Here is a 9,954-nt window from a genome sequence, read left to right as displayed (position 1 = left end):
CACCGCACCGCACCGCACCGCACCGCACCGCACCGCACCGCACCGCACCGCACCGCACCGCACCGCACCGCACCGCACCGCACCGCACCGCACCGGATCATTACGCCAGTGCGCGCCCACCGCGCGGACCATCGCGACATTGGGCACTGCGCTGCCACCGCGCGGACCGTCGCGACGGCTGCCCCACCGTCAACGACCAGCCGTCACGCCGCGACCGCCACCCGGCAACCCCAAGCTGACCAGCGACGTGAACGGCTGGAACGGCACGCCCCGCCACTTCCGACGGGTCGTTCCGTCCTCGCCCGACCGTCGCAACGGCCGCCCCGCCGCCAACGACCAGCCGTCACACCGCAGCCACCACTCGCGCCCCCGAGTGGGCCGGCGGGTTCCGGGCACTGACCGGCTGGAGCGACGCCCGGGGCCCGCCACTTCCGGAGGTCGTTCCGATCCTCGCCGCGGCCGTCGCGACGGCTGCCCCTGCCATCGACGATCGGCCATCACACCGCAGCCGCCACCGGGCGACCCCAAGCGGACCGGCGTCGGTGAACGGCTGAAACGGCGCGCCACGCCACTTTCCGGCGGGCAGGGGTCGCGAGGCGGGTGGCTGTCGTCCGGGCGGTCAGCGGCAGCGGTTGAGGATGAGCTCGGCGGCGAGGCGGGGGTGCAGTTCGGGGATCCAGTGGTTGACGCCGGGCAGGATCCGGAAGGTGTACTCCCCGTCGACCCACGCTCCGCAGCGGCGGGCGAGGCGCTCGGTGACGAACTCGTCCTTGTCGCTCCAGACGTACAGGGTGGGCATGCTGATTCGGGGGGACTGGCGGCGTTGGAGGGGGAAGGCGCGGTACCAATGCAGCGCCCTTCGATTTTTGGCTCTGGCGTAACGGCGGGCGCTGTCCGGGTCCAGGCCGCTGCGCCGCAGGTGGCGCTCGAGGAGCCTTGGCGTCAGGAGGAGCTCCGGCAGCAGCGGCAGTTGAAACAGGCCGATGTAGGCCGAGTGGAGCAGCTGCCGCAGGCCGGGGCGGGACCAGGCGCCGCGGTGTGGGACGGAGAACGCGGTGAGCGTCCGGACCCGGTCGGGGTGCAGGCCGGCCAGGTGGAAGCCGAGCAGCGCTCCCAAATCGTGGCCGACCAGGTCAAACCGACCGATGCCCGCCCGGTCCAGCTGCGCCATCACGTCGGCGGCCAGGGCGTCGAGGGTGTAGGCCCGGCGGCGCCGTGAGCTGCTCTCGCCGTACCCCCGAAGCTCGGGCCTGAACACCTCGTGCCCGGCCGCCTCCAGCTCCACCGCGACGCCATCCCAGGTTTGGCGGTCCTGCGGAAAGCCGTGCAGAAGGACGATCACTCGAACCATTCTGGCGCAGCACTCGAACCGCCCGGCACGACGTCAATGGACTGACTTGCGCATGGCTCAGAGTTTGTCGATGGCGGCCCCGAGCGCGGCGGGGTCGAAGCTGCCGTGGGGCATCGTCGTCGCGAGCCGGTAGGACTCCTGCCCGGCCGCGTCGAACAGCAGCGTCCCGCTGTGCTGCATGACCAGTGTCCGCCCCAGCCCCGCGGCCCGGTGCGCGGCGACGCCGTCGGACGACACGACGGCCAGCCCGCCCGCGACCCGCCGCACCCGCTCCACCTCGGCCGGCCCGCCCGGCACCACGACCGCGGCGGCCACCCCGCGCGCCGCCAGCCCCAGCCCGGCCAGGCTCTTGACGTGGCGCAGGCACACCGGACAGTTCGCGGCCCGCACGAAGTAGAGCACCAGTCCTTTGCCGTCCCCGCGCAGCCCGTCGACGTCGATTCCCATGACCCGCTCCTCAGTTAGGTAACTCGGTTACCATCATTAGATACGTAACTGAGTTACACAGTCAAGGATTGAGTAAGGTTTTGGCATGACCGCTGAGCCGGACCTGGGCGTACTCCTCGCCGCCGCGTGCGAGCGCATAGTCCGCGAGATTTTGGGCGAACTGGCGGGCGCCGGCTACGCCCACCTGACCCCGTCCCAGTCGCTGGCGGTCCTCTTCATCGGCGACGGCCTCGACACGGTCACCCAGCTGGCCGACCGCCTGGGCATGACGACGCAGGCCATCAGCAAGATCTGCGCGACCCTCGCCGCGGAGGGCCTGCTGGACCGCGAGCCGAATGCGGTCGACGCCCGCAGCCGCCGCCTGACCCTCACCCCGGCCGGGGCCGACGCGGTGGCCCGGATGCGCGCCGCGGGCGCCGCCGCCGAACGTTCCTGGGTCGAGCTCGTGGGCGACGAGACGCTCTCGGTGGTGAAGGGCGCGTTGTCGGCGTTCGCATTCGCCCCGAGGTCCGCGACCGCCAGCCCGGTCCGGATCCGCTTCTCCTGATGCTTCGAATCCGGACCGGGCGGCGATTCTCGCGTTCAGTGGATCGGGTTCCAGCCGTCGGATCCGGCCAGGTAGGCGGTCGGGGTGTACTGAGCGGCGGTCGAAGCACTCATCTGCGGCCGGTTGCTGTTCACAACGGCGCCGGCCCCGGTGCTGCTGTATTCCGTGAATCGCGCGTTGCGCCATGAAAACCCGGACATGTCCGTCCAGGGATCATCGCGGATGTGAGCGTCCATAACGACGCCGCGGTACAGCACCTGCGCGATCGCATTCACGTCGCCGCCCGGATGCCAGGGCCGCCCCAGGTAGACCGTCTTCGCCGGCGCGTTGCTGGTGAGGTGCGTACCCCAGAACAGATAACCGAACTTGTTGTTGATATTCGTGGCAGCGGCCGTGATGTACCCGTTGTTCGACGACGACCCTCGCGTCAACGACCGCACCTCACCATTCTGAAACACCATGGTCCCAGCCCCGAAGATGAAGTCGACGTCCCCTTCAACGTACGAGTTGCGAACGTACAACCGCCGCACCGCAGTTCCCGACGTGTTGACGAGCAGCGTGTCCTGGTTCCCAAGAATCCGCACGTTACTGAACTGCACTCGGTCGCCGTAGGTGTTGACCGCCACGGCCTGCTCAGCACTGAGGTTGTAGGCCGCCTCATTGAAATCGTTGGACATGGTCAGGTTCGAAACCATGGTGTTGGCCGCCGCGATGGTGACGGTGGCACTCCCGGCCGTACCGTAAGTGCTCCCATCGCTCTTGGTAAGCCCAGAAGCATGCCCCTCAACGATCACCACCGCCGAGGGCGCAGAACCAGTCCCGACAAGACTGATGTAGGGCTTGTTCGCCGGAATGCTGACCGTCCCCCGGTAGGTCCCGGCCTTGATGTTCACCGTGTACGCGCTACTACTGTTGGCGGGCGCCGCATCGATAGCAGCCTGCACAGTCCGATAATTCCCGGACCCATCAGCCGCAACGGTGACCGTGGTGGCCCCAAACGCGGGCGCCCCACCAGCCCCGACAGCCCCAGCCGCAACAACCAAAACCAACAAACTCTTTCCCGAACGCATCCGTCCTCCCAGGGGGCAAACATCCAGCCAGGTCAATTCACTCCCGACCCTCCCAGCCCCCACGCCCCGAGGCAAGCGCTTTCCCCACTCGCCACCAACACCCACGCCACCCCAATGAAACTTCCGCAGCCCCCCACCAACCCCAGCGCGCGCCAATATCAGCTCGAAGATCCAACGCCGACGACTGACCCAGACCACGCTGCGCGCCATCCAGCAGCGTCTCTGGCTGGCTTGGCCACCGCGAGCCCTCTGACTCCGCAGGAGGATAGCGGGCGAATGGAACCGAGACCCTCACAGTCAGCTTGGGAACTGGACAAAGTTGGCGATGCGGCGCCGGAATTCGGCGCTCCGGATCTGATCTGGATGGCCAGAGCGGCCGCACACATCCTGCGCTAGTGGCCCGGGCCGCTACACCCACCAACGCCTGTGCGAACTCGCCGCGGAATCCGGCGCCGAATTCGACCGCCGCATCCTCGCCGCCCTGATCGCCATGCTGGAGCGCTACCCCGATAGGCGCTTCGCCTTCTACGGTGCCGACACCGAGCACCTCAAAGCTATGCGGGCACGCTTCGCCGACTGGCACCGAGAGCTGACCGAGGACGATAGCTTGGAAACTCGACAGGTTGGCGTTGAAGCAGTGGGTCCACGGGCCTTCAGCCCTGACCTGGATGGCCCGGAGCGGCAGCTCGTGGCCTGAGCTAATGGCCCGTTAATGGCCCGGCTGCCCTCGCCTCAACGCACATTCGGAACCGTGGACAATAGCCAGGCAAGAGGCTGCGGCCGGCCTGATGCCACGTACTCGCCCGAATCGGCATCCAGCGTCAGACGATGCACAGAGTTGCCGGCGTCCCGCTCCACGATCCAATAGTGCGGAATGCCGACCTTCGCATACTCGGTGCGCTTCACCACGCGGTCGGCAACCTCGGAACCCTTGGAGACGACCTCGACGGCCAGGAGTAGGCCATCGACGCCTGCGTAACTCGAGCGCGCCCGCCGCGGCGGCCTCCCCTCGGCCCAGACGGACAGGTCCGGTACACGTCCGCCGCCCACGTCGACGCCACAATCCACGACCACCTGCTCGGGACCGTAGCCGTTGGTCAAGAACCAAGCGAAGATCCGTGTCACGAGCAGTGCGTGATCGGGGTCCGCTGGTGGCATGACGGACAACACTCCCTCGGGGCTGAGCTCATAGCGGTGGTTTTCGTCGGCAGCAGCCATCGCGGCCAGGTCATCCAACGTGACCTGGCTCGGCATCTCAGCACCCACGGTCGCGGCACTCATCCCGACTCCTCTTCGTCGTGCAATCGAGGCTACAGCGGCAAGCTGTAGTTCGGTGCGACAGTGCACGCACGGCACGCAAGCACTGACCTTCCGTAAAGTCGCGTACCGGTACAAGCGCGCAGGGCGCGGCATAGCCACACCACTGTCAGCTTCGACTGGCTGCCGATAGGCGTCGCGTCAGCCGGAGATCGTCCGTGCGGATCCGCGGAGGGCGACCACCGATCGTGGGGTCTGGGGCTCGGGCCCCAGGAGAGATGCGAGGACCCCCGGTTCGCGCTTTCCGCGAACAGAGGGCCCCTAGGTCCGAGCGGGTGAAGGGAATCGAACCCTCACTGTCAGCTTGGGAACTGGACAGGTCTGGCGTCCCGGATACGTGAGCCTCCAGGTGGAGACGGAAACTAGCGGCCTGGAGCAGCCTCCGGTAGCCCGGCGTAATGGCACGCTAATGGCACGCCGCTGTCCACGGAGGGACGTCCAGGTCGGCTTCGCGTCTGCTGCTGAGCTATGTTCAGCGGTCATCCGCTCTCGGTCGGGATACGAGTCCGCCACGTCGCCGGGCCGGACCCACCGCCGCCACGTAGGTCCACCGGTGTTTATGAAAGCGCGGTGAGCGCCACGACCGCGAGGAATCCCACCAGTCTTGGAGCCGCTCGCAGCGCGGACCGGAACAATTGCAGAGATGGCGGTGCCTAGCGCAAATTCGAGCCGGGACCAACTCATGGGTCAGAGCCCAACTTGAAGATGCCGTCTTTTCATGAACCCGAGGGGTGGAAAGCGATTCCATGACGACCGCCGGGGGGACCGAGGGAGCGCGGGATGTCCGAAAGCGCCAGCGATGAGCACCGGAACGTCAAGCGGGACCACGCGGAAGCCGCTGGATCCACCGGCGGCGGCGTCGAGAAACCGACGGCTGTGGCCCACGTCGGTCCGGTAGGCGTCCTGTAGCCGTACGCGACGTCGCAGCCGGTCATGATCACGCATATTGCCGTCGCGCTCGTGATCGCAGCGATGATCGTTTGAGTGGTGCCGGCGGTGGCAGATAGTTCGAGCCAGCTTGCAGGTCGGAGCCTGCCCTCGCGATTACTTGGCGAGTGAGGATCTACGGGTTTGGCGCATGCGGCAAGCGAGGACGCCGACCTGACTATGCGCATCTATCTGTCAAAAGCCTGCAAATTTGCCGATTATATTGCAGGATCGAATTGTACTCCTTGAGCGTCTGTATGATGTCAAAATAAACTTTCCCTACCTTGCAATGGCCGCCGAGATTGCTCGAGCGAGGTCGACGACGCGTGGGCCCCAGCGTGATGCGATGTCATCGTCAAGCTCGATTACCGCCTTGTTCTTAACGGCGTTAATTTTGCTCCAGTTTTTCCGGCTCGCGACGGCGGTCGCGTTCTGGACGCAGCACTTGGTGTCGGCCAAAAAGATGAAGTCCGGATTAGCCTTAATGATTGCATTGTCGTCCAGTCGTGGATACCCACTCCTGTCTTGGTCGAACGGATCTGCAATATTTCGGAGACCGAAAAGGGCGTAGATCGATCCCACAAACGTTGCCGAGGTAGCCGAGTATCGACTGGGGTCGAGTTCGTGGTAGATGCGTTTCCCCTTGGCTTTCGAAGGAGTCTTCTTAACCGTTTCGGACAACGCCTGTTTTATCTCGTTGATCAAGGCGTCAGCCGCGGGCACCGCATCGACGGTCTTGCCGATATCAGCTATCTGCAAATAGAGTTCGTCAAGGGTCGCCGGGGCTGGCTCCAAGCTAACCCGAACGTCCTTCTGCTGCAGGTTGTGAACAACCCTGCCACCCTTTGCATCCTCAACGTCATTAGTCAAAATTACAAGATCAGGCTCATACCTCGCGATTGCCTCTGAGTTCGGCTGAAAGCCGGAGAGTTCGGTATGAGGTGCTGCGGAAGGATAGTTCGACTTATCGTCAACCGCGACGACCTTATTGCCGACATGGAGTGCGAAGAGGATCTCGGTGGCGCTTGGCGACAACGAGATGATGCGCAATTCATGCTTCGAACACCCGGCTAGGAACGCCGGCATAAGTAGCGCCAGTGTGGCGAGCAGTGGCAGGCAAAGACGTCTCACTTACGACCAGTCCTCTCAGGCTTTCATTTTTGTTCAACTTTCGTGCCGGACCAGGAGAACGCGGGCGGCAGAGTGGTCGTTTCGTCAACGCGAGATTCATTTAACTGATCAATATCAAGATTCAGGACGAGCCTTAAATCTGTGCCACGCAGGTCCGCCTTCGCCATCTGCGCATTTGTAAAGTCGGCGCCGTCAAGGAACGCAGCGCGGAGATCCGCGCCACCAAGGTCGGCGCCGATAAGAATCGCGTCGATCATGGACGCATGAGCAAGGTATGCGCCGTTGAGTTTCGCGCGCGTCAGGTTTGCCCCGCGTAGATCCCCGTCTTGAATCCGTGCACCCGGGAGACTCGCATCAACCAGGATAGAGCCCTCGAGATTGATCGAGGATAGATTACCAATCATCCGTACACGAGACAGGACAGCATGATCGAGTGTGGCGCCGGCCATGTATGCCCGATCCAAATTTGCGTCGCTAAGATCCACTCCGCTCATCAAGGCGGACTGGAGGTAGGCATTGTGATTCACCTTGGACAGGTTAACGCCGACGAGGGAGGCATGGGAAAGATCTACAATATCCTTATTAGCGATATCAGGATTGCGCCGCGCGATAACCGTGAATGCAGCGTAAGCGTCTGCGTGATCTTGGGCCACATTGCCGGCTGGCGCCGCACTGGTGGACGGGATGCCATGCAACCTGACGAACGCGCTGAGGATGCCGATGACCACCGGTTGATAACTTGGATCCTCTTTGGCAACCTGCTCGAGGGCGTAAATTCCCCCGAGTCGAACTTCCTGGCGATCGGATCCCAGTTGGTCAACTGCAGCCGTGAATCGATCGGTAAGTTGCCCGCGTCGCGTAGTGTCGGTTTGTTCTCTGGTGCTGTCGACAGCTTGGAATGCAGCAAATGCACTTGCCGCTGCGGCGACGAGCGCAATAATCGTTGCAAAACTCGCAACTATCTGAGCAAATGCCACATACCGGTCCCATGCCGCCGATTCGGGCTTGGGCTCTGTAAGTCCATGCTTGGATGCCGATTCGGTAAACGTAGGCGGCTGCGGCGCATGGGGGGCGGCATGTCCATCCACTGAAGAGGTGATAGGACGATCGTGTGAGATCAAGCCTGACAGCTTCTTCTGCGCAGCACGTTTACGCTGGTGTACCGGCCGCGTCCGGCGTTTTGTCAATTGATCTACCGCCCGAGTCTTCGCCGTAAAAGTATCAAGCTCGGTCAACACCCGTCGACTGAGCTAGCCGGGATTGATTGCACCACCTCCTGTCAACCAGCAAACCTGCGCGGCGGCGTGCGAAATAGATTCACGTAGCATCTGAGGGAAACCCTCCTATGATCATCGGCGGGGTTTGTTCCGCCGTTGAGCGGTTGCGCGCCGCGGGTACCTCAGTCAGAGCCATTGGCGATCGGAGCCAGACGCGCGTAGGCGGCATGGGCGTTCAACGCGACGATGCCGCCGAACGTCGAGCGGGAGGCGGGTTTCGGAGCCTGACATCGCGATATCGGAGGGCTGAGGTGCGGCCAGGTCAAGAAGGCGGGCATCAAACATCATCTTCACGCCCTCGACAGCGATGTCGGCGCTTAACCGCATCACACTTCAGGCAGGCACGTCTCGTCTGCGGCCGTGCCAGGGCAACGTTACGGACGAGGATCATCGACCAGGAGGTCGCTGCTCGACGACCACAAGATCGTGATTGCACACCCGACTGAGCATCAAGATCCGGAAACCATCCTCCGAAGAGGTGGTAAGACCGTGCGATGGCAGTGAAAACAACCGGTTGGCCTTGACCGTAAAAATTGACGGTCGTACCGTCGCCGACATGACTGCAACGTCAGGCCGAATTGATCGACGTGCGCTCCTGTTGGGAGCCGCCGCAACAGGAGCGGCCACCTTGTTGCCCGGAACTGCAGGTGCGACGCCTACGTCGGCGGATCTGTCCACACGGCTGAATGCGGTGCCGCTCGGCACCGACCAGCCAATTCCGCCGGTCCTCCGGTCGCGGCAGGCGTTGGCACTCGAGACGACTCGCCTGGCGTCCCTGCCAATCACCCAGTTGGGCACCACATATAACCTCGCCCAGGTGGTTCGGTGGCTAGATGTAGATCATTTTGCGGTCGGTCGGTGGGACGGCACGATGAGCATCTTCTCGTTTGAGACGGCCCCCTTCGCTGGCCCCGTGATCACAGCAGCGGTCAATACCCCTGCCGCGCAGGGCGTGCAGATGCTGACCCCGATGCCCAATATGAGCGTCGTGACTTCCAACAACGAAGAATCTTTCCTGCTTTGGGGGTCGACTAGCGGACGATGGTCAGATCTTCGCGTTTGCGCCTCGGTCCATTACGACTCCGCTCTCGGCGTTGCTACGAGCGGAACATGGTTCCCAGTAGGTGACTCGTCGACGCTCGTCGTGGGGCATACCTCTGGGTACATTTCACAGTGGTCGTTCAACCCGACAAGACGAACCCTCAGGCTTCGCAATACAGTCAACCTTCAGAATCCTCATCCAGTGAACCCGTGGGGTTCGCATGTAATGTATGGAATGTGCCCACTGGTTCCGAAAGGGCCTAATGCCACGGTAGTGTGCGGCTCCGATGACGGATACGTGTCGCTTGTACACGTGCCGACCGGCTCGATCCGATCCCAGACGGTCTTCAACTCGGCGGCCCAGCGCGGTATCAACTGTGTGTCAGCTCAAGGCAACAAACTTCTCGTCGCCAATTGCTCGGTGGGTGCTGCCGACGACAACCTTTGGTACTTCTCGGTCAACATGTCCAACTGGAAGATCTCATTGGTCGACAGTACTAATCTGATCATCGACCCGACGGAGATCCAGTCGTTCAATTTCGATACCAAATGGGGCGGGTTCGGTGGTGGATCTTGCTGGTTCGCCGGCACTGAGGAGGGCGCACTCTGGATGGGAACGGCCGAGGCCAGCCTGAGTGTCATCGGCTACCAAGGGCTGCGGGATGGCTCTATCGGCGCTGCGCTGGATTACGCCGCCGGACCTGGTCGGCTAGCCGCGGTTATCCACGACTTGAACCAGTTTGCTACAGGCGCACCATGAGTCTGCCTATTCGTGTTGTCGGCGCCAGCCGAGCACTGGCGTGGTTGAGTGACGCGCTTAGGAATGTAACGACCACCTCGACCACC

General features: G+C 63.3%; 9 protein-coding genes. 3 read left to right on the top strand and 6 right to left on the bottom strand.

Annotated features, from left to right (window positions below; all coding sequences use genetic code 11):
* Positions 1-619: 619 nt before the first annotated feature.
* Together ACIA8L_RS41495 and ACIA8L_RS41490 are read right to left on the bottom strand one after the other, a co-directional pair.
* Positions 620-1,342: an alpha/beta fold hydrolase gene (locus tag ACIA8L_RS41495; RefSeq protein WP_395913342.1), complete on the bottom strand. Its 723-nt coding sequence runs from the start codon at positions 1,340-1,342 to the stop codon at positions 620-622.
* 66 nt (positions 1,343-1,408) lie between these two features.
* On the bottom strand, positions 1,409-1,798 hold the full coding sequence (locus ACIA8L_RS41490; protein ID WP_395913340.1) for a hypothetical protein: 390 nt from the start codon (positions 1,796-1,798) through the stop codon (positions 1,409-1,411).
* Positions 1,799-1,883: 85 nt separating this feature from the next.
* On the opposite strand from ACIA8L_RS41490, the gene ACIA8L_RS41485 reads away from it, so the two are divergent.
* Positions 1,884-2,345 carry a MarR family winged helix-turn-helix transcriptional regulator gene (locus ACIA8L_RS41485; protein ID WP_395913338.1) on the top strand — a complete coding sequence of 154 codons (462 nt, stop codon included), beginning with the start codon at positions 1,884-1,886 and terminating at the stop codon, positions 2,343-2,345.
* A 35-nt stretch (positions 2,346-2,380) separates the two neighbouring features.
* Here the strand turns inward: ACIA8L_RS41485 and ACIA8L_RS41480 are convergent, their stop codons facing one another.
* Complete coding sequence (locus ACIA8L_RS41480; RefSeq protein WP_395913336.1) at positions 2,381-3,415, bottom strand: pectinesterase family protein; 1,035 nt, start codon at positions 3,413-3,415, stop codon at positions 2,381-2,383.
* A 490-nt stretch (positions 3,416-3,905) separates the two neighbouring features.
* On the opposite strand from ACIA8L_RS41480, the gene ACIA8L_RS41475 reads away from it, so the two are divergent.
* Positions 3,906-4,112: a hypothetical protein gene (locus tag ACIA8L_RS41475; RefSeq protein WP_395913335.1), complete on the top strand. Its 207-nt coding sequence runs from the start codon at positions 3,906-3,908 to the stop codon at positions 4,110-4,112.
* A 35-nt stretch (positions 4,113-4,147) separates the two neighbouring features.
* Here ACIA8L_RS41475 and ACIA8L_RS41470 read toward each other — a convergent pair whose 3' ends face one another.
* The 3 genes from ACIA8L_RS41470 to ACIA8L_RS41460 form a co-directional block, all read right to left on the bottom strand.
* Positions 4,148-4,696: a Uma2 family endonuclease gene (locus ACIA8L_RS41470; RefSeq protein ID WP_395913333.1), complete on the bottom strand. Its 549-nt coding sequence runs from the start codon at positions 4,694-4,696 to the stop codon at positions 4,148-4,150.
* Positions 4,697-5,938: 1,242 nt separating this feature from the next.
* A complete protein-coding gene (locus ACIA8L_RS41465; protein WP_395913331.1) occupies positions 5,939-6,709 on the bottom strand; it encodes an ABC transporter substrate-binding protein in 771 nt (256 codons plus the stop codon).
* Positions 6,710-6,813: 104 nt separating this feature from the next.
* Positions 6,814-8,028 carry a pentapeptide repeat-containing protein gene (locus tag ACIA8L_RS41460; protein ID WP_395913329.1) on the bottom strand — a complete coding sequence of 405 codons (1,215 nt, stop codon included), beginning with the start codon at positions 8,026-8,028 and terminating at the stop codon, positions 6,814-6,816.
* Positions 8,029-8,497: 469 nt separating this feature from the next.
* Here ACIA8L_RS41460 and ACIA8L_RS41455 point away from each other — a divergent pair, with 469 nt between their 5' ends.
* Positions 8,498-9,868 carry a hypothetical protein gene (locus ACIA8L_RS41455; protein ID WP_395913328.1) on the top strand — a complete coding sequence of 457 codons (1,371 nt, stop codon included), beginning with the start codon at positions 8,498-8,500 and terminating at the stop codon, positions 9,866-9,868.
* Positions 9,869-9,954: the final 86 nt, after the last annotated feature.

The sequence above is a fragment of the Dactylosporangium sp. NPDC051541 genome, assembly GCF_044454505.1.
GTDB lineage: Bacteria > Actinomycetota > Actinomycetes > Mycobacteriales > Micromonosporaceae > Dactylosporangium.
The sequence above is the reverse complement of the archived record's forward strand: the minus strand, read 5'-3'. Positions and strand labels throughout refer to the sequence as shown.

Bases quoted from the DNA above. Each gene is read 5' to 3' on its own strand.
- ACIA8L_RS41480 (WP_395913336.1), bottom strand. From the start codon at position 3,415: ATGCGTTCGGGAAAGAGTTTGTTGGTTTTGGTTGTTGCGGCTGGGGCT.
- ACIA8L_RS41470 (WP_395913333.1), bottom strand. From the start codon at position 4,696: ATGAGTGCCGCGACCGTGGGTGCTGAGATGCCGAGCCAGGTCACGTTG.
- ACIA8L_RS41475 (WP_395913335.1), top strand. From the start codon at position 3,906: ATGCTGGAGCGCTACCCCGATAGGCGCTTCGCCTTCTACGGTGCCGAC.
- ACIA8L_RS41485 (WP_395913338.1), top strand. From the start codon at position 1,884: ATGACCGCTGAGCCGGACCTGGGCGTACTCCTCGCCGCCGCGTGCGAG.
- ACIA8L_RS41490 (WP_395913340.1), bottom strand. From the start codon at position 1,798: ATGGGAATCGACGTCGACGGGCTGCGCGGGGACGGCAAAGGACTGGTG.